This window comes from Stenotrophomonas sp. BIO128-Bstrain, from assembly GCF_030128875.1.
GTDB lineage: Bacteria > Pseudomonadota > Gammaproteobacteria > Xanthomonadales > Xanthomonadaceae > Stenotrophomonas > Stenotrophomonas bentonitica_A.
In genome coordinates, this window is the sequence record NZ_CP124620.1 from 4,331,798 (window position 1) to 4,356,689 (window position 24,892).

At 68.4% G+C, this 24,892-nt stretch carries 22 protein-coding genes; 11 read left to right on the forward strand and 11 right to left on the reverse strand.

Annotated elements, in window-relative coordinates:
• Positions 1–131: 131 nt before the first annotated feature.
• Together POS15_RS19685 and POS15_RS19690 are read left to right on the forward strand one after the other, a co-directional pair.
• On the forward strand, positions 132–893 hold the full coding sequence (locus POS15_RS19685; RefSeq protein ID WP_102788585.1) for an NYN domain-containing protein: 762 nt from the start codon (positions 132–134) through the stop codon (positions 891–893).
• Positions 894–967: 74 nt separating this feature from the next.
• On the forward strand, positions 968–1,588 hold the full coding sequence (locus POS15_RS19690) for a glutathione S-transferase (protein ID WP_070472123.1): 621 nt from the start codon (positions 968–970) through the stop codon (positions 1,586–1,588).
• A 61-nt stretch (positions 1,589–1,649) separates the two neighbouring features.
• Here POS15_RS19690 and POS15_RS19695 read toward each other — a convergent pair whose 3' ends face one another.
• The gene (locus POS15_RS19695; RefSeq protein ID WP_102788736.1) at positions 1,650–3,830 is read right to left on the reverse strand and encodes a primosomal protein N'; all 2,181 of its coding nucleotides are present in this window, start codon (positions 3,828–3,830) and stop codon (positions 1,650–1,652) included.
• A 437-nt stretch (positions 3,831–4,267) separates the two neighbouring features.
• On the opposite strand from POS15_RS19695, the gene POS15_RS19700 reads away from it, so the two are divergent.
• The 4 genes from POS15_RS19700 to sppA all read left to right on the forward strand — a co-directional run bounded on the left by POS15_RS19700 (position 4,268) and on the right by sppA (position 9,295).
• Complete coding sequence (locus POS15_RS19700) at positions 4,268–5,272, forward strand: hypothetical protein (protein WP_102788584.1); 1,005 nt, start codon at positions 4,268–4,270, stop codon at positions 5,270–5,272.
• A complete protein-coding gene (locus tag POS15_RS19705) occupies positions 5,265–5,828 on the forward strand; it encodes a DUF3106 domain-containing protein (protein ID WP_070472118.1) in 564 nt (187 codons plus the stop codon). Before POS15_RS19700 ends, POS15_RS19705 begins: the two co-directional genes overlap by 8 nt.
• A gap of 119 nt (positions 5,829–5,947) precedes the next feature.
• Positions 5,948–7,312: an MATE family efflux transporter gene (locus POS15_RS19710; protein ID WP_019183573.1), complete on the forward strand. Its 1,365-nt coding sequence runs from the start codon at positions 5,948–5,950 to the stop codon at positions 7,310–7,312.
• A 75-nt stretch (positions 7,313–7,387) separates the two neighbouring features.
• On the forward strand, positions 7,388–9,295 hold the full coding sequence (sppA, locus tag POS15_RS19715) for a signal peptide peptidase SppA (RefSeq protein ID WP_284128726.1): 1,908 nt from the start codon (positions 7,388–7,390) through the stop codon (positions 9,293–9,295).
• Positions 9,296–9,368: 73 nt separating this feature from the next.
• Here sppA and POS15_RS19720 read toward each other — a convergent pair whose 3' ends face one another.
• Complete coding sequence (locus POS15_RS19720) at positions 9,369–9,605, reverse strand: hypothetical protein (protein WP_019183575.1); 237 nt, start codon at positions 9,603–9,605, stop codon at positions 9,369–9,371.
• 154 nt (positions 9,606–9,759) lie between these two features.
• Here POS15_RS19720 and POS15_RS19725 point away from each other — a divergent pair, with 154 nt between their 5' ends.
• Positions 9,760–10,536, forward strand: a complete 777-nt coding sequence (locus POS15_RS19725) for an SDR family oxidoreductase (protein ID WP_019183576.1) — start codon at positions 9,760–9,762, stop codon at positions 10,534–10,536.
• A gap of 112 nt (positions 10,537–10,648) precedes the next feature.
• On the opposite strand, the gene POS15_RS19730 is transcribed toward POS15_RS19725, so the two are convergent.
• From POS15_RS19730 to POS15_RS19770, 9 genes are all read right to left on the reverse strand, one after another.
• Complete coding sequence (locus POS15_RS19730) at positions 10,649–11,302, reverse strand: DUF4124 domain-containing protein (RefSeq protein ID WP_284128727.1); 654 nt, start codon at positions 11,300–11,302, stop codon at positions 10,649–10,651.
• Between the two features lie 25 nt (positions 11,303–11,327).
• On the reverse strand, positions 11,328–12,131 hold the full coding sequence (locus tag POS15_RS19735; RefSeq protein WP_070472111.1) for a DUF4124 domain-containing protein: 804 nt from the start codon (positions 12,129–12,131) through the stop codon (positions 11,328–11,330).
• Between the two features lie 43 nt (positions 12,132–12,174).
• On the reverse strand, positions 12,175–12,735 hold the full coding sequence (locus POS15_RS19740) for a Sua5/YciO/YrdC/YwlC family protein (protein ID WP_102788580.1): 561 nt from the start codon (positions 12,733–12,735) through the stop codon (positions 12,175–12,177).
• A 102-nt stretch (positions 12,736–12,837) separates the two neighbouring features.
• A complete protein-coding gene (locus POS15_RS19745) occupies positions 12,838–15,336 on the reverse strand; it encodes a DNA topoisomerase I (RefSeq protein ID WP_046272835.1) in 2,499 nt (832 codons plus the stop codon).
• 194 nt (positions 15,337–15,530) lie between these two features.
• A complete protein-coding gene (locus POS15_RS19750; RefSeq protein ID WP_070472108.1) occupies positions 15,531–16,439 on the reverse strand; it encodes an RDD family protein in 909 nt (302 codons plus the stop codon).
• A 45-nt stretch (positions 16,440–16,484) separates the two neighbouring features.
• The gene (locus POS15_RS19755) at positions 16,485–17,231 is read right to left on the reverse strand and encodes a pilin (RefSeq protein ID WP_102788578.1); all 747 of its coding nucleotides are present in this window, start codon (positions 17,229–17,231) and stop codon (positions 16,485–16,487) included.
• Between the two features lie 38 nt (positions 17,232–17,269).
• Entirely contained in the window at positions 17,270–17,743 is a 474-nt protein-coding gene (locus POS15_RS19760) for a DUF494 family protein (protein WP_019183583.1), read from the reverse strand.
• Positions 17,744–17,785: 42 nt separating this feature from the next.
• Positions 17,786–18,925 carry a DNA-processing protein DprA gene (gene dprA / locus POS15_RS19765; protein ID WP_102788577.1) on the reverse strand — a complete coding sequence of 380 codons (1,140 nt, stop codon included), beginning with the start codon at positions 18,923–18,925 and terminating at the stop codon, positions 17,786–17,788.
• A 74-nt stretch (positions 18,926–18,999) separates the two neighbouring features.
• A complete protein-coding gene (locus POS15_RS19770; RefSeq protein WP_019183585.1) occupies positions 19,000–20,130 on the reverse strand; it encodes a LysM peptidoglycan-binding domain-containing protein in 1,131 nt (376 codons plus the stop codon).
• A gap of 126 nt (positions 20,131–20,256) precedes the next feature.
• Between POS15_RS19770 and def the strand changes: the two genes are divergently transcribed.
• The 4 genes from def to POS15_RS19790 all read left to right on the forward strand — a co-directional run bounded on the left by def (position 20,257) and on the right by POS15_RS19790 (position 24,885).
• Positions 20,257–20,769 carry a peptide deformylase gene (def, locus tag POS15_RS19775; protein ID WP_019183586.1) on the forward strand — a complete coding sequence of 171 codons (513 nt, stop codon included), beginning with the start codon at positions 20,257–20,259 and terminating at the stop codon, positions 20,767–20,769.
• A gap of 99 nt (positions 20,770–20,868) precedes the next feature.
• Complete coding sequence (gene fmt, locus POS15_RS19780) at positions 20,869–21,792, forward strand: methionyl-tRNA formyltransferase (RefSeq protein ID WP_284128728.1); 924 nt, start codon at positions 20,869–20,871, stop codon at positions 21,790–21,792.
• A 1-nt stretch (position 21,793) separates the two neighbouring features.
• Positions 21,794–23,137, forward strand: a complete 1,344-nt coding sequence (gene rsmB / locus POS15_RS19785; RefSeq protein WP_284128729.1) for a 16S rRNA (cytosine(967)-C(5))-methyltransferase RsmB — start codon at positions 21,794–21,796, stop codon at positions 23,135–23,137.
• Between the two features lie 26 nt (positions 23,138–23,163).
• Positions 23,164–24,885 (forward strand): glycosyltransferase family 39 protein, encoded by a 1,722-nt coding sequence (locus tag POS15_RS19790; protein WP_284128730.1) that lies wholly within the window; start codon positions 23,164–23,166, stop codon positions 24,883–24,885.
• Positions 24,886–24,892 lie beyond the last annotated feature (7 nt).

A 24,892-nucleotide genomic window follows, 5' to 3' on the forward strand; every position in this document is an offset into this window, starting at 1 on the left:
CGGCGCAGGTCGTCTCGTGATGCGGCCCATGGTCGCACGTGAAGCGCGATGTTCACGTCGATGGCCGATACTGGGTTCAGGGGCCATCGCACTTGCCCGATGGCCGATCCGATCCCGCCCAGGAGACCGAGATGTCCGAACCGGAAAAGCGCATCGCCCTGTTAATCGATGCCGACAACGCGCCCTCGTCCAAGATCGATGCGGTGCTGGCCGAAGTCGCCCGCTATGGCGTGGCCAATGTCCGCCGCGCCTACGGCAACTGGAAGAGTCCGCGCTTGAAAGGGTGGGAATCGGTGCTGCACGAATACGCGATCCGCCCGATCCAGCAGTTCGCCTACAGCCGCGGCAAGAACGCCTCGGACATGGCCATGGTGATCGACGCGATGGACATGCTGTACGCCCGCAATCTGGACGGTTTTGCGATCGTCTCCAGCGACGCGGATTTCACCCCGCTGGTGATGCGCCTGCTGACCGACGGGGTGAAGGTGTACGGCTTCGGCGAAAAGAAAACGCCCGAGCCGTTCGTCAACGCCTGCTCTAAGTTCACCTACATCGAAGCCCTGGGTCAGCCGCATGCGGCCGATCAGGAAGTGGAGCAGGACAACGAGGAAACCCGCCCGCGCAAGAGCGGCCCGGAGCTGCGCAACGACACCCGCCTGGTGCAGATGCTGCGCCGCGCGGTGACCTCGGCCGAAGCCGAGGATGGCTGGTCACACCTGGGCCCGGTCGGCAGCCAGATCGGCAACCAGGCCTCCTTCGATTCGCGCAATTACGGGTACGGCAAACTCAGCGATCTGCTGGCCGCGACCGGCCTGTTCGAGATGAAGAAGGACGGCAAATCGACGTATGTGCGCGCGCTGCCGAAGAAGAGTGCGGCGAAGGCGACGAAGTAACAGCCCGCCGTTGGGCGTATCGTATCCGCACCGCGCGCCCCGTGCCGCGCATCGCCCGATACGAGAGTCCGATCATGCTGAAAATCTGGGGCCGTCGCAATTCCAGCAACGTGCGCAAAGTGCTGTGGTGTGCCGAGGAGATCGGTGCGCCCTACGAGTCGATCGAAGTCGGCGGTGCATTCGGTGGCACGCAGTCGCCGGCGTACCGCGCGATGAATCCGAACGGGCTGGTGCCGGTGATCGAGGACCAGGGCCTGCCGCTGTGGGAATCCAACACGATCGTGCGCTATCTCTGCGCGCGCTACGCGCTGGGCACGCTGTACCCGGAGGACGTGGTGGCGCGCGCGCAGTCGGAGAAGTGGATGGACTGGACCACCTCGACCTTCGCCGGCGTGTTCCGCGATCTGTTCTGGGGCACGTTGCGGACCGCGCCCGCTGATCGGGATGAGGCGCGCATCGCTGCCGCACTGGTGCGCTCGGGCGAGTTGCTGGCCATGGCCGATGAGGCCTTGTCGCGGCAGCCGTATCTGTCCGGTGAGCAGTTCGCGATGGGCGATATCCCGCTGGGCGCCTTCATCTATGCCTGGTTCGAGATGCCGATCCAGCGGCCGGACCTGCCGCATCTGGCCGCCTGGTACGAACGGCTGAAGCAGCGGCCGGCGTACCAGCGTGGGGTCATGACGGCGTTGACCTGATCGGGGTGCCGGCCAGCGGCCGGCACTACCTCGTGCCGACAAACGGTCAGCACATGCCGGCCTAGTACAGATCCATCGGATCCACATCCAGCGACCAGCGCACCCTGCGAGCCTGCGGCAGCGCGGAGATCTGCGGCGTCACCTGGTCCAGCACGCCATGCAGTGGGCGTCGCGCGGGTGAGGACAGCAGCAGCTGGGTGCGCTGGTAGCCGGCGCGGCGGGGCATCGGTGCCGGCATCGGGCCGTAGCGTTCCACCGCGGCATCGTCGGGAATCAACGCGCGCACCGCACTGAGCATCGCGTTGGCATGCTCCACCTGCTGCGCTTCGGCACGCAGCAGCGCCAGGTGCGCGAACGGCGGGAAACCGGCCGCCTCGCGCTGCTGAAGCTCCGCATCGGCAAAGGCGTGGTAGCCGCCGTTGACCAGCGTCTCCAGCAGGGGATGCCCCGGGTGGTGGGTCTGCAGCCAGACCTCGCCGGCATCCACCGCACGCCCGGCGCGGCCGGCGACCTGGATCAACTGCTGGGCGAGCTTTTCACTGGCGCGGAAGTCGGCCGAGAACAGACCTTCATCGATGCCGACCACTACCACCAGGGTCAGCTTCGGCAGGTCGTGACCCTTGGCCAGGATCTGCGTGCCGACCAGAATCCCCGCGCGATCGCCCAGCAAGGCCAGCTGGGTTTCCAGCGCATCGCGCTTGCCGGTGGTGCCGCGGTCGATGCGGATCACCGGGAACTCCGGGAAGGCCTCGACCAGATGTTCTTCCAGCCGTTCGGTACCGATGCCCTGCGGCTGCAGCGCCAGGCTGCCGCAGTCCGGGCACGCCAGCGGCGCGGACTGGCGCGCACCACAATGGTGGCATTGCAGGCGCCGGCCACCGGCATGCACGGTCATCGGCGCATCGCAGCGCTGGCACGGCGCGGTCCAGCCACAGTCATGGCAGAGCAGCACGGGCGCATAACCGCGGCGGTTCTTGAACACCAGCACCTGGTGCCCGGCCTGCAGATGCTGGGTGATGCCGGCCAGTACTTCCGGCGAGAGCCCATCGCGCAACGGTCGTTTGCGCACATCGAGCACGCGCACCACCGGCGGGCGCGCGGCGCCGGCGCGCTGCTTCAGGCGCAGGTGGGTGTAACGGCCGGCATGCGCGTTGTGCAGCGATTCCAGCGACGGCGTGGCACTGCCGAGCACCACCGCCACGTCCAGTGCCTTGGCGCGCACCAGCGCGAAATCCCGCGCGTGGTAGCGGATGCCGTCCTGTTGCTTGTAGCTGCCGTCGTGCTCTTCGTCGATCACGATCAGGCCCGCATTCGGCAGCGGGGTGAACACCGCCGAGCGCGTGCCGACGATGACCTGCGCTTCACCCCGCGCGGCAGCCGCCCACACGCGGGCACGCTCGTTGTCGTTCAGGCCCGAGTGCAGCACATGCACCGGTATGCCCAGGCGGTTGCGGAAGCGCGACAGCGTCTGTGGGGTCAGCCCGATCTCCGGCACCAGCACCAGCGCCTGCTTGCCACGCGCAAGGCACGCCACGATCGCCTGCAGGTAGACCTCGGTCTTGCCACTGCCGGTGACGCCATCCAGCAGGTAGGCGGCAAAGCCGTCGGCGGCGGTGATCGCGGCGATCGCGTCGGCCTGTTCGGCGTTGGGCGCGGGGCCGCCCGCGGGCGAGGCCACGGCCGGCGAATGGGCCAGCGCGATCCGTTCAACCAGCCCGCGCTTGGCCAGCGAGCGGGCGGCGCTGCGCCAGTCGTCCATCAACGTATCCAGGCGGTCTTCGTTCACCACACCCTCGGCCAGGCACTCGGCCAATCGCTGCGGGCGCGTGCCGTTGCGCAACTTCGGCTGCGGGTCGTGCCCGGCGTCGGTGAGCTGCCAGCCCCACTGATGGGTGTCCGGCACTGCTTCACCGCGTCGCAGCGGGCCGGGCAGGCCCGTGCTGATCACCTCGCCCAGCGGCGCATGGGTGTAGCGCGCCAGCCACTGCAGCGAGCGCCACAGCTCGCCGGTCAGCAGCGGCGTGGTGTCGATCCACTCGATCGCCGCGCGCAGGCTGCCGGGATCCTCCACCTGGCCGATCCCGGCCACCACCCCCACCAGCTCGCGGGAGCCGAACGGCACCCGTACCCGTTGCCCGGTCATTCCCGGGTCCGGGACCGGCCCGGGCGGCGGGGCGTAGTCGAACAGTTGCGGCAGCGGCACCGGCAGGGCGACGCGCAGGGTCGAAGACGAGGAGGTCATCGGGCCAGTGTAGCGGGGCAGGTGGACCCGGATCACGCCCATTCACCGTCTCAACCAGGTGCGCGCCGAATCATAAATCCCACCTAAATATCCGACTTGATTGGAGATTCAGGCTTATCCACATCTTCTGTGGATAAGTCTGTGTGCCATTGCGTATGTGACCGCCTTGCGTCAGGAACTTCCGATGTTCTCCTTAGGTTGGTCAAAAAATAGCCAAGAAACAATGATCAATAAAAACAACAAGATAGCTGTGAAACAAAGTTGAAACAGACTTGACGTGGGCCTCACCTGCGGTTCTACCCCGGTTTTTCGTGGTGCTGTGCACAACCTTTTCCACCAGAACGCTTTGCAGACCGTGGCCGCTCACAGGAAATGAACATCTGCGCGCCGCAGCAGTGACGCAATCGCTATCATTTCCCCACAATGATGGAGTTGCTATGACGGCTGCGCCCGCCCCTGTTTCCTCTACCGCAGCCGGCGCGCTGTCGGCATTTCTTCGTGGCGTTGAACGCCGGGCCCTGGTCGTGGCCGAGCTGCAGTGCGGCGACCCGACCGTGGCCGAGCAGGCCCTGGTCGCGGTCATGCGCGCCTTTGCCGGGATCGCCAGCGACCTGCCCATGGCCCAGTGGCCAGAGCGGTTCTGGTCGCTGCTGGTGCACCGCGCACCGTTGCGGGACCCGGCCGCAGGCCAGTGGCCGGCGCCGCTGGCGCATCTGGCCGGGCTGGCCCCGCCGGCACGGCTGGCGTTCGTGCTGCGGATCGGCGGTGGGCTGGATGAAGCCGCTGCCGCACAGGTCCTGGATCTGCCGATGGCCGACTACCAGCACGCCCTGGCCGATGCCTGCCCGCGCGATGCCCATGGCAATCCCGATGCCGCTGGCTGGCGCGCCCTGGCCGAGCAGGTCCAGCTGCGCATCCGGGATCTGCCCGCCAGCCGTCTGCAGCGGCTGCAGCAACCCGTGGCCGCCCCGGCCAGCCAGCCATCGGACGCAGCGTCCTGGCGCACCCCGGCCAAGTCCGATGCCCCCGCCCAGCGCCGCCCGGTCAGGCGCCAACGCGGCCGCCGTTTCCCATGGAAGGGCGTGCTGATCGTGGCCGTGACCGTCGGCGTGCTGCTGGGCGGTGCCACCTGGTGGAAACACGCCCGCCAGGCTGGCGACCCCGTGATGGATACCCCCGAAGGCGCGGTTGCCGATGCGGGCCCGGTGAAGGTTGAAGCGCTCCCGGCTGACGATCTGCCGAGCGTGGCCCCGGCTGCCTCGCCGTACGCCGCCAGCGATGCGGCGATGCTGGCCGATCCGGATCTGCCGACCGCCCGCGATGCCGATCTGTACGCCTGGTTCGCCGCCGGCGGCCCGGTCCCGGTCGACGAATCGCAGGCCCAGCCGAGCCGCCCCGAACCCGCCACCGCCGGCCTGGAGACGGCTGCCGCCGATGAGTAAGCCTGCCTTCCTGCTGATCGCCCTTGGGCTGTCCAGTGCGGCCATCGCCGCCCCCAACCGGGTCGAAGTGCCGCTGGCGGTGCCCGCGCCTGCCAGTGCCACCGCCCCGGCGATCCCGGCCACGCCTGCGGCGCTGGATCCGGCCCAGCTGCGCGAGCTGCGCAGCCGCTATGCCGCCTGGCAGGCCATGACCGAAAGCGAGCGTGCCCGTGTCCGCGCCGCGGCGGCGCGCGTGGCGGCCCTGCCGCCGGCCCAGCAGCAGGCGCTTCGCCAGCGCTTCGCCGAACAGGACCAGCGCTTCCGCGACGGCTGGCTGCTTGGCCCACAGCTCGGGCATGAGTTCACCAAGCTGCAGGGCCTGTTCGGGTATCTGCCGGCCGAGCAGCGCCCCACCGCGCTGGCGGTGCTGCGCCAGCTCACGCCCTCCCAGCTCACCCAGCTGACCCTGGTCGCCCAGCGCACTCCACCGCAGGACCGCGACCGCGTGCGCGCCGAATTCCTTGGCGTGGCGCCGGCCGCACGGGACAGCTGGCTGCGCGAGAACGTGGGCCACTGACGGCTTCGGCCCGTTTACCTGAAAGCGCGGCTTTTCCCCGGCCGCGCGCGTAAGATGGCGGGCCGCAACCCGGTGCCTGTGCCCTCCGCGCGCGACCGTAGTTGCCGTCTGTGACTCCCATGTCTACCGCTTCCTCCACGCCGCGCCTCTCCCGGGAAGTGCGCGCCACCGGTCTGCTCGCGCTGCCGCTGGTTCTGGGCCACGTCTCCACCGGCCTGATTTCCTTCGTCGACAACGTGATCGCCGGTCACCACGGCACCCACACGCTCGCCGCCGTCACCATCGGTACGGCGCTGCTGTGGCTGCCGATGCTGATCCCGATCGGCACGCTGATTTCGCTGACCGCTTCGGTGTCGCAGCTGCATGGCGCCGGCCGCGAGCGCGAGATCGGCCCGCTGTTCCGCCAGGCCCTGTGGCTGGCGCTCGGCCTGGGCCTGATCATGTTCACCTTCCTCACGGTGGTGCCGCCGCTGCTTCCCGCGTTCGGCATCGCGCCGGACATCGTGCCGGGCGCAACCGCGTTCCTGCACGCGGTGCGCTGGGGCGGGCCGGCGCTGACCCTGTACTTCTGCATGCGCTACCTCAGCGAAGGCATGCACTGGACGCTGCCGACGATGCTGCTCGGCTTTGGCGGCCTGCTGGTGCTCGCGCCGCTGGGCTATGTGCTGTGTTACGGCAAGCTCGGCTTCCCCGAGCTGGGCGCCGAAGGCCTGGGCATGGCCTCGGCGATCATGATGTGGCTGCAGGCGCTGTGCTTTGCCGGTTATCTGTGGAAGACCAAGCGTTTCGCCCACCTGCAGCTGTTTTCGCATCTCGAAGCGCCGCGCTGGTCGGCGATCTGGGACCTGCTGCGGACCGGCCTGCCGATCGGCATCACCGTGCTGATGGAAGGTGGGTTGTTCATCGTCACCGCGCTGCTGATCGGTCGTCTCGGCGCCACCGAAGCCGCCTCGCACCAGATCGCCATCAACGTCGCGCAGCTGTGCTTCATGATCCCGATGGGCGTGGCCGAGGCCACCACGGTACGGGTCGGCCATGCGGTCGGCAGCGGCAACGGGCTGGGCGTGCGCCGCGCGGCGATCGCCGGGCTCGTGATCATCCTCGGCACGCAGACGTTGTCCGCGCTGGTGCTGCTGTTTGGCCATGACGCCATCGTCGGCGTCTACACGGCCGACATGGGCGTGGCCGCACTGGCCTCGACGCTGTTGCTGTACGCGGCGGCGTTCCAGTTCCCGGATGGCATCCAGGTGCTCTCGGCCGGCGCATTGCGCGGGCTGAAGGACACCCGCGTGCCGATGTTCATCGCCATGTTCTCGTACTGGGGCCTGGGCATGCCGCTTGGCGCCGGGCTGGGGCTCGGCCTGGGCATGGGCCCGCAGGGCATGTGGCTGGGCCTCATCCTGGGCCTGACCGCCGCCGCGATCCTGATGGGCTGGCGCCTGCGCGTGAGCAGCGCCCGCGCCGGTCTCCCTTCGACCCCCTGACTTGTGTCCGATGCCGGCGCGCCCGGCAACGGCTATTCTGGCACCACGGCAAGAAGCCACTCTGGAGTTACCCCCATGAACCAACCCGCGCGTCGCAATCCCGTCGCCAGCTTCTTCATCGGGCTGTGGGATGTGATGAACTTTACCCGCCGGCTCATCCTCAACCTGGTGTTCTTCGGCCTGCTGTTCCTGATCCTGATCCTGTTCATCGTCGCGATGGGCAAGAGCGCGACCTCGAAGGCGTCGCTGCAGGACCGCACCACGCTGGTCATCGCGCCGGAAGGTCGGCTGGTCGAGCAGTTCAGCGCTGATCCGGTCAGCCGCGCGCTGGGCAAGGCCGTCGGTGACAAGGGCGCCGAAGAAATCCAGCTGCGTGATCTGATCCGCGCGCTGGAGGCGGCCAAGACCGACAAGAAGATCGAGCGTGTGGTGCTGGAGCTGGACAAGCTGCAGCCGAGCGGCTTCGCCTCGATGCGCGAAGTGACCGTTGCGCTGCAGGAGCTGCGCGCCGCCGGCAAGCAGGTGGTGGCTTTCAGCGAGAACATGAGCCAGTCGCAGTACCTGCTGGCTTCGCAGGCCGATGAGGTCTACCTGGACCCGATGGGCGGCGTGGTGCTCGAGGGCCTGGGCCGCTACCGCCAGTACTTCCGCACCGGCCTGCAGGACAAGCTGGGCGTGGACGTGCACCTGTTCAAGGTGGGCGAGTACAAGTCGGCCGCCGAGCCGTACGTGCTGGACGCCGCATCGCCGCAGGCCAAGGAAGCCGACCTGTTCTGGATGAACGATGTGTGGCAGCGCTACCTGTCCGACATCGCCAAGGCACGCAAGCTCGATCCGGCACAGCTGGCCGCCGGCATCGACACCATGCCCGAAGGGATCGCTGCCGCCGGTGGCGACCTGGCCAAGTTCGCCCTGCAGCAGAAGCTGGTGGACGGTCTGAAGACGCGCGAGGAAGTGGACACCCTGCTGACCGAGCGCGGCATCGCCGACGATGACGCCGACGGTGGCTACCGCAACGTCAATCTCGACGCCTACCTGAGCGTGCTGGACGGCCGTCGCTCGCCGGTGGATTCGCGTCCGCAGGTGGCGGTGATCGTGGCGTCCGGTGAAATCTCCGGTGGCGATCTGCCGGCCGGCCGCATCGGTGGCGAGTCGACCTCGGCGCTGCTGCGCGAAGCGCGCGACGACAAGGACGTGAAGGCCGTGGTGCTGCGCGTGAGCTCGCCGGGTGGTGAAGTGTTCGCCTCCGAACAGATCCGCCGCGAAGTGGTCGCGCTGAAGGAAGCCGGCAAGCCGGTGGTGGTCTCGATGGGCGACCTGGCTGCCTCGGGCGGTTACTGGATCAGCATGAACGCCGATCGCATCTACGCTGACCCCTCCACGATCACCGGTTCGATCGGCATCTTCGGGATGATCCCGAACGTGGCCCGCTCGCTGGACAAGATCGGCGTGCATACCGATGGCGTGGGCACCACCCGCTTCGCCGGTGCGTTCGACATCACCCGCCCGATGGACCCGGCCGTGGGCCAGGTCATCCAGTCGGTGATCAACAAGGGCTACGCCGATTTCACCGGCAAGGTCGCCGCCGCGCGCAACAAGCCGGTGGAAGCGGTTGATGAAGTCGCCCGCGGTCGTGTGTGGAGCGGTGCGCAGGCCAAGGAACGTGGCCTGGTCGATGACTTCGGTGGCCTGAAGGCCGCGGTGGCGGATGCCGCCAGCCGCGCCAAGCTTGGTGAGGCCGGCAAGTTCCGCGTGCGTTACATCGAGAAGGCGGCCACGCCGTTCGCGCAGTTCCTCAGCGGCTTCGCCGGCAGCCATGCCGGTGCCTGGATGCTGGGCGAGTCGGGCATGGCCCGTCTGATGCTGGCCCGTTCGATGCCGGAGCTGGACACCCAGCTGCGCTTCGTCGAAGACGCCGCACGCGACCCGCGCAACAACGCCGCGCCGGTCAAGACGCTGGTGTACTGCTTCTGCGGTCTGTAAGCGGCCTCAGCGGTACTGTGTGACACCCGAACGCCCGGCCTGTGCCGGGCGTTCTGCCATCCGGCCGATGGGGTCAGGGGCTGGGCGGTGGCGCATCGCCGGTAGCGCGGTCCACCTCGGCGGCTTGAGCGTCGGCGGTCTTCTGCAACGTATCGCCCACGCCCTTGGCGCGGTCGATCGGATCGTGGATCGCATCGCGCAGTGCGGTCGCCTGTGGTTCCGGCGGGGTGTCCGGTGCCGGGGGCACCGGCCGGTTGCAGGCGCTCAGCGCGAGCATCGCGAGCAGCGGCAGGGCAGTACGGATCGTCATGGCAACCTCCCTCGGTGAGCCGGTGGCAGAGGACCAGTGTCCCACCGCCTCGCGCCCCGCGCGTGATTGCGCCCGGCGTGCCGGCCATCGCGCGTTATCCTATCCGGGCAGCACGACCGGTGCCGCATTCCATGGATTACCGCAGGAGAGGCACGTGAGCGCGCAACGTTGGCGACTGGATGGACAGACCGCATTGATCACCGGCGCCAGCGCCGGCATCGGCTTGGCGATCGCGCGCGAACTGCTGGGCTTCGGTGCGGACCTGCTGATCGTGGGCCGTGATGCCGATGCGCTGGAGATGGCGCGCGACGAGCTCGCCGATGCCTTCCCGGACCGTGAGATCCACGGCCTGGCCGCCGACGTCTCCGATGACGAAGACCGCCGCGAGATCCTGGACTGGGTAGAAGACCACAGCGATGGGCTGCACATCCTGGTCAACAACGCCGGCGGCAACATCAGCAAGCCGGCCACCGAATACACCGAGGACGAATGGCGCGGGATCTTCGAGACCAACCTGTTCTCGGCCTTCGAGCTGTCGCGCTACGCGCACCCGCTGCTGGCGCGGCATGCGGCTTCGGCCATCGTCAACGTCGGCAGCGTCTCCGGCCTGACCCACGTACGCAGCGGCGCGGTGTACGGTATGACCAAGGCCGCCATGCACCAGATGACCCGCAACCTGGCCGTGGAGTGGGCCGAGGACGGCATCCGCGTCAACGCGGTGGCGCCGTGGTACATCCGCACCCGGCGGACCTCAGGGCCGTTGTCGGATCCGGATTACTACGAGCAGGTGATCGACCGCACCCCGATGCGGCGCATCGGCGAGCCGGAAGAAGTCGCTGCCGCCGTCGGCTTCCTGTGCCTGCCGGCCTCCAGCTACGTCACCGGTGAGTGCATCGCGGTGGATGGCGGGTTCCTGCGCTACGGGTTCTGAGCCGGCCAGCGGCCGGCACTACCGATCACACAGTGCGTGGCAGCTCACAGGGTGCGCGGCAGCACGCGGTCATGGCGCACGGTCAATCCAGTCACGACGCGGGCAAACCGGGTCACGGGACCGGGCAATCGCTGTCGGCCAGCACCGCTTCCAGGCGCGCGCGTTCGGCGGTTGCAGCGGCCTGATTCTCCGGCGCAGCAAAGCGCTCGCGGCCGCGCGCGTCGCGGAAGCGCTGCTGCCAGCTGCTGCAGCGCTGCGCCTCGGCCACCGGCTCGCAGGCATCGCGGACCACTTCGCAGCTGGCCGCATTGCCTGGTGCCTGGCTGCCACCCAGCCCGGTCAGGGCCAGCGATTCGCACCGTGACGGGGCCGGTTCGCGCTCATGCAGGTAACGAACACCTTCTGCGGAGATGCATTGGTAGATGTCCGGCAGCGGCGGCTTGGGCGGCCCTGCAGCGTCGTGCTCGGCCGGCGGCGGTTGCGGGCGCAGGGCTGCACTGTCGAGCAGGCCACTGTCCTCATCGCCCGCCTGCGGCAGCGGTGGCATGGTGTGCGCGGTGGTGGGCACGGACGGCGCTGCCTCGGCCACGGCGGCGCCACGCACCGGCGCGCTGATCCGCTGGATGCGCTGTTCGCTGCCGGCGGGACAGGCCACGCTCTGGATGGTGAGGTTGCCGCCTGCATCGGTGCAGCGGAAGAACACCGCCTCGTCTGCCGCAGCGGGCAAGGAAACGAACAGCAGGGGCAGCAGGAACCGTCGTTTCATCGCATCAGTGTAGAGCGCAGCGCGCTCAGTGGCCGCCGCAATCCTGGTCCAGGCGCGCATCGATCCCGCGCTGCTCGCGGGTCAGCGCGTCTCGCTCGCTCTGCAGCGCACTGTTGTAGCGGCGGATCAGGTCCCAGCGCCGGTCTTTCAACCGCGAGCAGACCTCCTGCGCGGGCAGGGCATGACATTCATCGCGCACCAGCACGTTGCCGGCCGGTACCACCACGCTGTTCCCCACGCCCGGGTACGGATAGCCACCGCCTTCCCACTGCGAGCTGCCACCACCGATGTTGATGCTGCCGCCGACCCGTGAGCCGCCGCCACTGACGGAGAGCGAGCCTCCACTGCTGCGCACCGAGCCGCTGCCCATCGGCATGATCGGTGGCAACGGCCGTGAGGGTGGATGGCTGCCCGAGGGCGGCCTCGGGCCAGGCGGATACGGCAGATAGGCCTCGGTCCAGATCGGCACCCAGCGCGGATTGCCTTCATTGCTGTCGCTGACGTAGCTGTCGCCCTCGCTGGTGGTGCATTCGTACATCGGCTGCGGCGGCTGCACGTGCACATACCGCACCTCGCGCTCGGGCGCGCGCGGCGCAGGCGTCGGCTCGGGCGCGCGGTCGCTGCGAACGACCTGCGGGGCCGGGTCGCGTGGGCGCTGCAGGTCGCGGACCTGCTGTCGGCCCTCGCGGCACGGGGCATCCTGCAGCGAGACGGCGCCGTTGCTGCCAACGCAGCGATAGATGCGTACGTTGTCGTTCTGCGCCGCAGCGGGCAGCACAGGGCCCACCAGTGCGAGCAGGGCCAACCACAGGGCAGGGCGCAGGATCATGCAGCCAGTGTGCGGGTTTGCCTGCCTGCGCGCAAAAGGCGGCTCAGCTGCGCAACACCTGGCCGCTGAGCGCATCGCGGATCGGCGTGGGCTGTGCCAGGCCACCGGTCTGGCCATCGATCAGGCCATCGAGCAGGGCCAGCAGGCGCGGGTCCAGCTCGGCACGCGTGCGTGCCGGCGGCTCGCCGGCAAGGTTGGCACTGGTGGAGACCAGCGGCCCGCCCCAGGCACGGCAGAGCGCGGCGACCAGCGGGTGGGCGCTGATCCGTACGGCGATGCCGCTGTGTTCGCCGGTGATCCAGCGCGGCGCGCGAACGCCGGCGGGCAGGATCCAGGTATTGGCGCCGGGCCAGCTGGCCAGCACCGCGCTTTGGCGCTCCAGGGGCAGGACGTCCATCCGCACCCACCCTTCCAGCTGGGCCGGATCGGCGGCGACGAGGATCATGCCTTTTTCGACCGGCCGCTGCTTGAGCTGCAGCAGCTTCATTACGGCCGCCTCGTGCGCGGGGTCGCAGCCCAGGCCCCAGACCGCTTCGGTGGGATAGGCGATCACCCCGCCAGCGCGCAGCACGGGCAGGGCAGTGTCCACAGTGAGTTCGTTCATGGCAGGCAGGCCGGATGCATGGCCCGCATTATCCTCCCGCCGTGGCGGGAGGGGTCAACCCGGCCACAGGCAGGTTCACGTGACGTGACCTGCACCAGGGGGTCAGGAGGCCTTTTTGACCGCCTTCTTCACGGCTTTCTTGGCCACCTTCTTGGTCGCCTTCTTCGCCGTGGCCTTCTTGGCGACCTTCTTCACCGCCTTCTTGGTGGCGGTCTTCTTGGTCGCTTCACCGGCAGCGGCTTTCTTGGCCGGTGCCTTCTTGGCCACGACCTTCTTGGCGGCCTTTTTGCCGAAGCCCTTGCGCACCGGCTTGCCGGTTTCTTCCATCAGCTTCTGCACCTCGGCCAGGGTCAGCGAGGCCGGCTCGCGATCCTTCGGGATCTTGCCGTTCATCTTGCCGTCGCTGATGTACGGGCCGAAGCGACCGTTCAGCACCTGGATCTCGCTGCCCTCGAATTCCTTGATGATCCGGTTGCGCGCGATCTCTTCCTTCTCTTCGATCAGGAACACGGCGCGGGCCAGGTCGATCGTGTACGGGTCGTCTTCCTTCTTCAGCGAGGCATAGGTGCTGCCGCGCTTGGCGAACGGACCGAAGCGACCGATGCCGACGCTGACGTCCTCATCCTTGTCCTGGCCGAGCGCACGCGGCATCAGGAACAGCTCCAGCGCGTCTTCCAGGGAGATGGTGTGCATCGACTGGCCGGGGCGCAGCGAGGCGAACTTCGGCTTGTCCTCGGCATCTTCGGCGGTACTGCCGATCGCCGCGTAGGGCCCGAAGCGGCCCAGGCGCACGCTGACCGGCTTGCCGGTCTTGGGGTCGGTGCCGAGCTCGCGCGCGCCACTGGCCTCGGCGCGGTCGACCGATTCGTTCTTCTCGCCGACCAGCTTGTGGAACGGTTCCCAGAAGCGCGCCATCAGCGGGATCCAGTCTTCCTCGCCACGCGACACCGCATCGAGCTCATCTTCGAGCTTGGCGGTGAAGTCGTAATCCACGTACTGGGTGAAGTGGCTGGAGAGGAACTTGGAGACCGCGCGGCCCACGTCGGACGGGCGGAAGCTGCGGCCTTCCATCTCCACGTACTTGCGGAACAGCAGGGTCTGGATGATCGAGGCGTAGGTCGACGGGCGGCCGATGCCATATTCTTCGAGCGCCTTGACCAGCGCCGCTTCGGTGAAGCGCGGCGGCGGCTGGGTGAAGTGCTGTTCGGCCAGGATGCGCTCGAGTGGCACGCGGTCGCCGGGCTTCATCGCGGGCAGCTTGCGGCCTTCATCGTCGTCCTCTGCACTCTTGTTGTCCTTGCCTTCCTCGTACACGGCCAGGAAGCCGGGCACGACCACGGTGGTGCCGCTGGCGCGGAACACGTGCTCGCTGCCGGCCGACAGGTCCACGCTCACGGTGTTGAGCGTGGCCGGGATCATCTGGCAGGCCACGGCCCGCTTCCAGATCAGCTCGTACAGCTTGCGCTCGTCGTCGGTGAGGAAGCGTGCCACCTGGGCAGGGGTGCGCAGCGCCGAGGTCGGACGCACGGCTTCGTGCGCTTCCTGGGCGTTCTTGGATTTGGTCTGGTAGGTGTTGGGCTGGTCCGGCAGCGAGGCGATGCCGAAGTCGCGCGCGATCACGTCGCGGATCTCGGCCAGCGCGTCCTGGGAGAGGTTCACCGAGTCGGTACGCATGTACGAGATCAGGCCGACCGTGCCTTCTTCCTCACCGATCGCCACGCCTTCATACAGCTTCTGCGCGACCTGCATGGTCTTGCGCGTGGTGAAGCCGAGCTTGCGCGAGGCCTCCTGCTGCAGCGTGGAGGTGGTGAACGGCGGGGCCGGGCGGCGCTTGCGCTCCTTGCTGACCACGTCGGTGACGTGCAGGGCGCCCTGGGCGGCCTGCTGGATGCGCATGCGCGCGGCCTCGGCGGTGTCGCCGTCGGTCACGGTGAACTGTTCGAACTTCTGGCCGTCCAGCTTGATCAGGCGCGCATTGAAGTGCTGCGAAGGATGCGCGCACAGCGCGTCGATGCTCCAGTACTCGCGGGCGATGAAGGCTTCGATCTCTTCTTCGCGCTCGACGATCATGCGCAGCGCCGGGCTCTGCACGCGGCCGGCGGACAGGCCGCGCTGCACCTTGCGCCACAGCACCGGGGAGAGGTTGAAGCCGACCAGATAGTCCAGCGCGCGGCGTGCCTGCTGCGCATCGACCAGGTCGCCGGCGATCTCGCGCGGGTGGCCCATCGCTTCCTTGATGGCGCGCGGGGTGATCTCGGTGAAGACCACGCGCTGCATCGGCTTGTCCTTGACCAAGCCGCGCTCGCGCAGGATTTCAGCGATGTGCCAGCTGATCGCTTCCCCCTCGCGATCCGGATCGGTCGCCAGGAAGATGTCGTCGGCGCCCTTGGCGGCCTTGACGATGGCATCGACGTGCTTTTCGTTCTTCTCGATGAGGTCGTAGCGCATCGCGAAGTTGTTGTCGGGGTCGACCGCACCTTCCTTGGGCACCAGGTCGCGCACATGCCCATACGAGGCCAGGACGGTGAAGTCCTTGCCGAGGTATTTGTTGATCGTCTTGGCCTTGGCGGGCGATTCGACGATGAGCAGGTGCTTGGGCATGGCGTCAGGATTCTATGGGCAGGGCCCCGGGGAGGGCCGCTAGGGTGGAGCAAATGGCCGCATTAGTGAAGCGGCGCGGGCGATATACATAAACCGAACGCCCGGGGGTGGGCCGGGCGTTCAGCTTTCTGCCTATTAGTGGAATCACGCCGGGCCGGCTCATGTCAAGCGGCCTGGTGTGAGGATTGCCCGGATCAGGACATCGATGCGATCACGCCGATCATGGCGATCATCACGCCGAACAGGGCCACCATGGCCAGCGCGGCGAGCACCAGGATCACGATGGTGACCGTGCCCAGGCCGCGCTGCTGCAGCTCGGGATGCTCGGTGAAGGCCCACTTGTCGACCACCAGGGTGTCGCACATCATGTCGTGCAGGGCCTGCTTGCGCTCGGTGAAGGCCGCCATGATGAAACCGATCATCAGGATCAGGCTGCTGACGATGGTCGCCAGGTAGCGGCAGAACGCGCGCAGGAAGCTGATCCGCTCGCCGTTGCCGCGCACGACCTTGATGCCGACGGCCATCTTGCCCAGCGTGGCGCCGCCGCGCGAGGCGTGGAAGCCGGCGTAGTAGCCGATGCTGATGACCATGCTGAGCAGCATCACCACCAGGGTCAGCGCGACCTGCACGCTTTCGTTGCCCGAGCCGGCACCCGTCAGGTTGATGATCATGCTCAGCGGCAGGGTGACCACGGTGAGCAGGATGTAATCGATGAAGTAGGCGGCGTAGCGTTTCCAGAACCCGGCATAGACCACGTCCTGGCCGTTGACCACCGCGGCGTTGGCGTAGCCGGTGGCCGCGGCCGGCGCGGTGTACGGCGAGTACGTGCCGCCGCCGGTGCCGGGCAGCGGGGCGGTGCCGTTGTCGATGGCGGTGTAATCCCCGCGCAGGTCGATGCCGCTGCCGAGGTCGCTGGCCGCAGCGGCCAGGTTCTGCAGCTGCAGCTCATCGACGGCCTCGGACAGGGGCGCCCACTGCGCGAACCCTTCCCGCCACACCAGCGTGGCCAGGGTGATGTCACCGCGCTGGAAGCGCTGGCGCATGTCGTCTGCGCTCAACGGACCCTGTCGGTCCTGGCCATCGGCGAAATACCACTCAGTCATTGCTTCAATCCCCTGTTGGGTGCATCCATGGACGTGTGTCCGTTATCAGCCGCGGCATTCCTGCGGCAGGTACTTGTCATCGGGCTCGCCGCTGCATTCCCAATGATCGGCGCCGTTGTAGTCCAACCACAGCAGCTTCCCATCCAGCGCGGCGTTGCCGGGCACGGTGAGCTGGGCTTCCACGCCGCAGTGGCCGTTGTTGAAACGGCCGATCCGCACGGTGCTGATGGCACCGTCGGCATAGCCTTCGGCCGGCTGGAAGCCCTCGTCATCGTTGACCGGGCAGCGGCCATGTGCGCTGTGGAACCCGGCCACCGCGAGCTTGACCGGGGCCAGCGTCACCAGTGCTTCACTGGTTTTGGCCCGCGCCACATAGTCCCGATAGGCGGGCAGCGCAAACGAGGCGAGGACCGCGCCGACGATCAGCACCAGCACCACGATCACGGCCGCAACGATGCCCACGATCGCGCACCCGCTCAATCCCTTGCGGGGTGGGGGAACGGCGGCGGGGTTGGCGGGGGACACGGGGGTGACGGGAACGCCGGGCGCGGCGGGCAGCGCCGGTGGCACGGCGGGGCCGGGAACCGGCTCTGCCACCACCTCGACGGCGGGGGCGATGTCCAGGCCGATCTCGGCCGCCACGGTTTCCAGCGGCTGCCACTGGACCATGCCGTCGCGCCAGACCAGCGTATCGCGCCCGATGCGGCTGGAACGGTAAAGCGCGATCAGCTCGTCAGCAGGCAGCGGACCGCGCTGCTGACTGTTTCCTTCTGCAAAGAACCACTGGTCCACCGGCCCGCTCCTGAATGCGCAAGGCGCTCAGTGTAAGGTCAGTGAAGCGGTTCCGGCTCGTCCACGAACATCTGGGTTTCCATCCAGGCGTAGGCAGCCTCTGCCCCGGGCTGGTTGAACAGCACCATCAGCACGACCCACTTGAGGTCGTCCAGGTCCAGCTCGTCCTGGTCCAGCGCCATCGCACGGTCCAGTACCAGCTCGCGCTGGCTGGCGTCGAGAATCCCGTGCTGCTCCAGGAACATCAGGAAACCGCGGCTTTCCACGTCCAGCTTGTCCAGCTCGGGGCCATGGAAGATCCGCACCGGGCCGTTGACACGGCCCAGCACGACGGCCGGGCGCTGCTCGGCGAGCGCGTCCAGCCAATCGAAGGCTTTGTTGATCTCGGTGGGGCTGAAGCCGGCCTGGATCAGGCCGTTCTGGAGGGAGTCGCGGTCGCGGATGAGGTCCGCGTCTTCGCTGAAATAGTGTTCGAACAGGTACAGCAGGACATCCAGAATGCTCTCTTTCATTGCCCCTCGGCCTGCGTCAACGACGCTGTGGAGGTGAAGAAACTAGGGTTTTCGACAGTAGCGACCATGGGCGGCCATTACCTTTCCATCCAGTTCCATGACCAGCAGCATGGCCGACAGCTGGGCCGCCGTCAATCCGCTGCGCTGGATCAGTGAATCCATACCCGTTGGGTCGTGATCCAGGGCTTTCCACAAGCACTGGTAGTCCGGGTCGGTGTAGGAAGGGGCGCGCTCGGGCGCCGGTCGTGCCTGTTCAGTGGGGGCGTCCAATCGGGTTCGCAAGGCCCCGGCCAGGGTCTGGGCCAGGGCGGTCAGGCCGGCGGTCACCTCCGCCGGCTCCTCGACCAGCGCCGCACCCTGCCGGATCAGCCGGTGGCAGCCGCGGGCCCGTGGGTTGCGGATCGAGCCGGGCAGGGCGAACACCTCGCGGCCCGCCTCGGCGGCGCAGCGGGCCGTGATCAGGGCCCCCGAGCGCTGGGCGGCCTCGATGACCAGGGTGCCCAGGCTGAGGCCGGCGATGATGCGGTTGCGTGCGGGGAAGTGCGCCTGGCTCGCCGGCATCCCGGGCGCGTATTCGCTGACCACCGCGCCGGTGGCGGCAATCCGTTCATGCAGGGCGGCATGCCGGGGCGGGTAGGTCTGGTCCAGACCGGTGGCCACCACGGCCACGGTCATGCCCCGGGCGACCTGCAGGGCGCCCTCATGGGCCTGGGCATCGACCCCGGTCGCCAGGCCGCTGATGATCGACCAGCCATCGCCGGCCAGCGCGGTGGCGAAGGCGTGCGCGTGCTCGCGGCCGCCGGGGGAGGGCGAGCGGCTGCCGACCACCGCCACCGCCGGATGCCACAGGCGCGTCGGGTCTCCGTCCACGAACAACGCCACGGGCGGTTCCTCGATCTGGGCCAGCAGCGCCGGGTAATCGGGATCGGTGAGGGCCAGCAGGTGGTGGCGTTCGTCTGCCAGCCAGGCCAGGCCGTGGGCCAGGTAGCCTTCGTCCGGCAAGGCCAAGCGGGCGCGTTGCGCGGGGCTGCATCCGGCGGCGCGCCAGGCGCCCGGACCGGCGCGCAGCGCCGCGGCCGCGTCCGGGAACTGGCGCAGCAGGCGCAGGCGGGGCGGCAGGGCGCCTCCGGCGAGGACGACGGTGAGCAGGGCGGTGGAGGAGGCAGGGCAGCAGATGGGCATCCGCTTACCCTGAGGCGCAAACGACGACGGCGCCCTAGGGCGCCGTCGGAGGGCAGGGTAGGATTCCGCCGCGCTTACTGCTTATCGGGATGCAGTGCCGAATAGCCGACGTGGACCGGCTTCACGCCTTCCATCACCAGCGCGTAGCTGACGTTCTCGAAGGTGCGGAACACCATCGCGTGGGCGGCGTACTCGTCCGGCAGGGTGACCCGGCCGGCACCGCTGGTCAGCGAATCGTCCATCCGCGACGAGTTCGGGTAGTCCATCCGGTGGGCGACGTGACGGCCCTGGCGCCACAGCGAGAACACGGTGCCGTTGTCGACCCCGTTGGCGCTGCCGGCGGAGATCGCGATCACATCGCGCGGACCGCCCGAGGTGAAGGTGTCGGCCACCGCCAGGACGCGCACATCCAGATCGGCGGTCTGCGGGGCGGGCACGTGCGGCACGAACTGCAGATCGTACGGGCGGGCTTCGACCGGCACCAGGCGATCACCGGCGCGCACTTCGCGGCCGTCGACCTGGCCCTGCAGCACCAGCGAGGTCACCTCGACATCGCCGCTCTGCACGCGGCTCACCGTGCCGACGTTGATCTGGGCCAGTTCGTAGCCCAGCGTCTGGTGGCGCTTGCTGGGCACGATGAAGGCTTTCCAGACATTGCCGCTGCCGGGCGTGGTGTCGCCGCGGGCGTTCAGGTCTTCGGTCGGCTTGGGCAGGGCGTACTGCACGGTCGGGCGGACCACCGCGTAGCGCTGGCCGACCTGGGCGTTCTCCAGGCCCCGCACATAGGCGGTCTGCCCGGTGGTGGCACGCAGGCGGTTGTCTTCCAGGTTGACCACATACGGCAGCGACTTGACCTCGTCGACCACGCTCAGCTGCTTCAGGAACGGCTCGACCTGCTCCAGCGGTACGCCGTTGATCGGGGCCTCCTGGCGCGGGCCGGGCTGGGCCACGACGCGGTCCAGATAGGCCAGGCTGAGCACGTCACCCGGGTAGATCAGGTGTGGATTCTTGACCTGCGGGTTGGCCTGCCAGATCTCCGGCCATAGCCAGGGCTTCTGCAGGAAGCGCGCCGAGATATCCCACAGCGTGTCCCCTTTGCGCACGACATAGGTATCCGGGTGCCCGCCATTCATTTCCACTGCGGTAGCATAGGTAGCAACGGTCAGCATCGCCACGGCGACGACCGTACGAGTTCGTTCAAACATAGATGTGGTGCCTGATTCCCCAACAGGTTCGCGCACTATAGTCCAGAAACCGGGGCGCGGGGCAAGCGTTGGCGATAGAATCGCCCTGTACGCCGCTTCGACCGGCGCCCCCTACCGGTATTTGCCATGGCCCTCCTGCCCATTCTCGAATTTCCCGATCCGCGCCTGCGTACCAAGGCTGCGTTGATCGATGCCGCCGACGTGACCACGCCGGCGTTCCAGACCCTGATCGACGACATGTTCCAGACCATGTACGACGCCCCGGGCATCGGCCTGGCCGCCAGCCAGGTGGACGTGCACAAGCGCTTCATGGTGATCGATGTCAGTGAGGAGAAGGACACCCCGATGGTGTTCATCAATCCTGAAATCGTCGCCAACGAAGGCGGCCAGGTCTACCAGGAAGGCTGCCTGTCCGTGCCGGGCATCTTTGCCGACGTCACCCGCGCCAACCAGATCACCGTGCGTTACCTGGACCGCCATGGCGTGGCCCAGGAACTGACCACCGACGGCGTGCTTGCCGTGTGCGTGCAGCACGAGATGGACCACCTGGATGGCAAGCTGTTCATTGATTACCTCTCCCCGCTCAAGCGCGAGATGGTGCGCAAGAAGCTGGCCAAGCAGCGCAAGCACGTTGCCTGAGGTGATTGCAGCGACCGCCGCGCGGGTTGACCGCGCGACGTGTGCTGTCGCGCGGCGCCGGACATCGGCGCCGTTTTACGTTCTGTTAGTGGGGTCGCCATGAAGATTGTCTTTGCCGGTACGCCGGCGTTCGCCGTGTCCTCGCTGCGTGCTGCCGCCCGCCACCATGAAGTGGTCGCGGTGTACACGCAGCCCGATCGCCCGGCCGGCCGTGGCCGTGGCTTGGCACCGTCGCCGGTCAAGCTCGAAGCGATCGCGCGCGGCATCCCGGTGTTCCAGCCGGAAAGCCTGAAGACCCCCGAAGCGCAGCAGCAGCTGCGCGATCTGGCGCCGGACCTGATGGTCGTGGTGGCCTACGGGCTGATCCTGCCCAAGGCGGTGCTGACCATCCCGACCCACGGGTGCTGGAACGTGCACGCCTCGCTGCTGCCGCGCTGGCGCGGTGCCGCGCCGATCCAGCGTGCGATCCAGGCGGGCGACGCCGAGACCGGCGTGTGCCTGATGCAGATGGAGGCGGGACTGGATACCGGCCCGGTGCTGCTCAAGCAGCACATCGCGATCGGTGCCAACGATACCGGCGGCCAGTTGCACGACCGCCTGGCCGAGCTGGGCGCGCAGGTGCTCTCCGACGGCCTGGGCCTGCTGCGCGCGGGCATCAAGCCGATCGCCCAGCCGCAGCCCGAGGCTGGCGTGACCTATGCGCACAAGCTCGACAAGGCCGAAGCCCGTCTGGACTGGGCGCAGGACGCCGACGCGCTGGCGCGCACCGTGCGTGCGTTCAATCCGTGGCCGGTCGCCGAGGCGATGCTGGTCGGCGAGCGTGTACGCATCCATGGTGCGATCGCGCTGGATGACAACCAGGGCAAGGCCCCGGGTACGTTGCTGGCGGCCTCGCGCGAGGGCATCGACATCGCCTGCGGCCAGGGTGCGCTGCGCCTGCGCGTGCTGCAGCGTGAGGGCGGCAAGGCGATCACCGCCGCCGATTACCTCAACGCCCGCCGCGACCTCGGCGTGGGTGCCTGAGATGACCAACGCGCGTTCCGGCAAGCCTGCAGGCCCCTACACCGCCCACACCGCCCCCGGCGTCCCCACGCGCGTGCTGGCCGCGCGCGTCCTGGCCCAGGTGATCGGCCGTGGCCGCTCGCTGAAGGCCGAACTGGCCACCGCCCTGCCAACCCTGGACGACAGCCGCGACCGCGCGCTGCTCGAGGCGCTGTGCTTTGCCGTGCTGCGCCGCCGTGCCGCCTACGATGCCGCGCTGGCGCAGTGGATGCCGCGCCCGCTGAGCGTGCGCGAGGACGAGCTGCGTGCGCTGCTGCTGGTCGGCTTCGCCCAGCTCGACGCGCTGGAGCTGCCCGCCCACGCCGCGCTCTCGGCCACGGTGGACGCCGCCCGCGCGATGGGCCGTGACCGTCAGGCCGGCATGGTCAATGCGCTGCTGCGCCGTGCCCAGCGCGAAGGCATTCCGCCGCTGCCGCCGCGCGATGCCTTCCCGCTGTGGATGGCCGAAAAGATCGAACAGGATTGGCCGGACGAGGCCGAGGCGGTGTTCAGCGCCAGCCTGCAGGCCGCGCCGCTGTGGCTGCGGGTCAACCGCCAGCACGGCAGCCGCGAGGCGATGCTGCAGCAGATGGAAGCCGCCGGCATCGCTGCCGAAGCCTCCAGCATCGGTGCCGATGCGATCCGCCTGCCGGTGCCGGTCGCGGTCACTGCGCTGCCCGGCTTCGCAGAGGGCGCGCTGTCGGTGCAGGATCTGTCTGCCCAGCAGGTGGCCGATGCGCTGGTGCCGCGCCCGGGCGCGCGCGTACTTGATGCCTGCGCCGCACCGGGCGGCAAGTCCGCGCACCTGCTCGAGCGCGATCCGACCCTGCACCTGCTGGCGTTGGACATCGATGCGCGCCGGCTCAAGCGCATCAGCGAAACGTTCGCACGCACCGGCGTGGGCCAGAACGCGAAGGTGCTGGCCGGTGACGCGACCGATCCGGCCAGCTGGTGGGATGGGCAGTTGTTCGACACCATCCTGCTCGACGCCCCGTGTTCGGCCACCGGCATCATCCGCCGGCAGCCGGACGTGCTGGTGCACCGCCGGCCGACCGACATCGACGCCCTGATCGCGCTGCAGGCACGCCTGCTGGATGCGTGCTGGACGATGCTCGCTCCCGGCGGAACCCTGCTGTATGCGACATGCTCGATCCTGCGCGATGAAAATCAGTTCCAGGTCGAAGCGTTCCTGCAGCGCACGCGTGGCGCGGGCTTCCTGCCGCTGGGTGAGGCGTATGGCCACGATTCCTGGGCCGGGCGCCAGCGCCTGCCGGGTGAGGACGGTGCTGACGGCTTCTTCTATGCGCGTCTGCTAAAGAAGGGTTGAACCGAACCCGGCTAGAATCCCGCCCCATGCTTAACCACCGCGCATCCCGAGAGTTCTGGCTGCTTGCCCTGATGGCCCTGCTCGTTCTGGGGGCCGGCCTGGGCATGCGTGATCCCTGGCCATCCGACGAACCCCGCTTCGCGCTGGTCGCCAAGCAGATGGTGGACAGCGGCGACTGGCTGTTCCCGCACCGGGGCACCGAGCTGTATTCGGACAAGCCACCGATGCTGATGTGGTCGCAGGCTGCGCTGTATTCGCTGATCGGTGATTGGCGCGTGGCGTTCCTGCTGCCCTCGCTGCTGGCCGCGCTGGGTACTCTGGCCTGTGTCTACGACCTTGGCCGCCGGCTGTGGACGCGGCGGGTCGGTCTGTATGCCGCCTGGGCGCTGCTGTTCGCGCTGCACTTCACCTTCCAGTCCAAGAAGGCCCAGATCGACCCGCTGGTGGTGTTCTTCATCACCTTGGCCAACTACGGCCTGCTGCGCCATCTGCTCAGTGGCCCTGCGTGGCGCTGGTGGTGGCTGGGCTGGTTCGCCGCCGGGCTCGGGGTGATCACCAAGGGCGTGGGCGTGATTGCACTGCTGATGATCCTTCCGGCGGCGGTGGCCTCCGTACTCGGCTGGCCGCGGGTCAAGCTGCACTGCCGCGACTGGCGTTTCTGGCTCGGCCCGCTGGCGTTCGTGCTGGCGATCGCGCTGTGGCTGGTGCCGATGGTGGTGACCGCGCTGGGCAGTGGCTCGGCCGAGTACCGGGCCTACCTGGACGACATCCTGTTCCGGCAGACCGCCAAACGCTATGCCCAGTCCTGGGATCACCACCAGCCGTGGTGGTACTTCCTGGGCACGATGCCCTCGATGTGGATCCCCGGCTTCCTGGCGATTCCGTGGGCGATCCCGGCCTGGCGCCGGCGCCTGCAGCGGCGCGATGCGCGCTACCTGCTGCCGCTGGTGTGGTGGCTGTTGATCGTGCTGTTCTTCTCGATCCCCAACGGCAAGCGCGACGTCTACATCCTGCCGGCGCTGCCGATGTTCTGCCTGGCGCTGGCACCGCTGCTGCCGGGGCTGCTGCGCAAGCGTGCGTTCCAGTGGCTGCTGGGCGGCTTCGTGGCCCTGCTGGCGGCCGGCCTGCTCGGCATCGGCATGTCCATGCTGGTCGGGCAGCCGGGCTTCGAACGCAAACTGATCCTCGACCGTGGCATCGATACCGCGGTGACCTCCGGCCTGGGCTGGGTCGCGGTCGCACTCGGCTGCTGGGCCGTGCTCACCCTGTGCATCGCCGGCGTGCGCCGCTTCCACCTGGCCGTGGTGGCGACGCTGACCATGGCCTGGGTCGCATTCGGGCTGATCGGCTACCCGCTGTTCAACGACTCCAGTTCCGCCCGCGGCCTGATGCAGCAGGTCGGCCAGCGCATCGGTCCAGACGCCGAACTGGGCCTGGTCGCCTGGAAAGAGCAGAATCTGCTGATGGCCGACCGGGACGCCGCTACCTTCGGTTTCAACCGACGCTGGGACCGGCAGCTGGGCGATGGCGTCGCCTGGCAGGCGGCACGTCCGCAGCAGCGTTGGTTGCTGGTGCAGGAGGACGCACTGCTGGCCTGTGTGGACCGCACCAGCGCCGAGCTGGCCGGGGTCGCCAACCGCCGGCGTTGGTGGTTGGTAAGGCCCGGTGACATCCATGGCCCCTGCGTGGCCAGCGCCGAAGAGCAGGAGCGCGAACGCGCGCTGCACCGGATCGATGGCGATGAGTGAGGTCTGC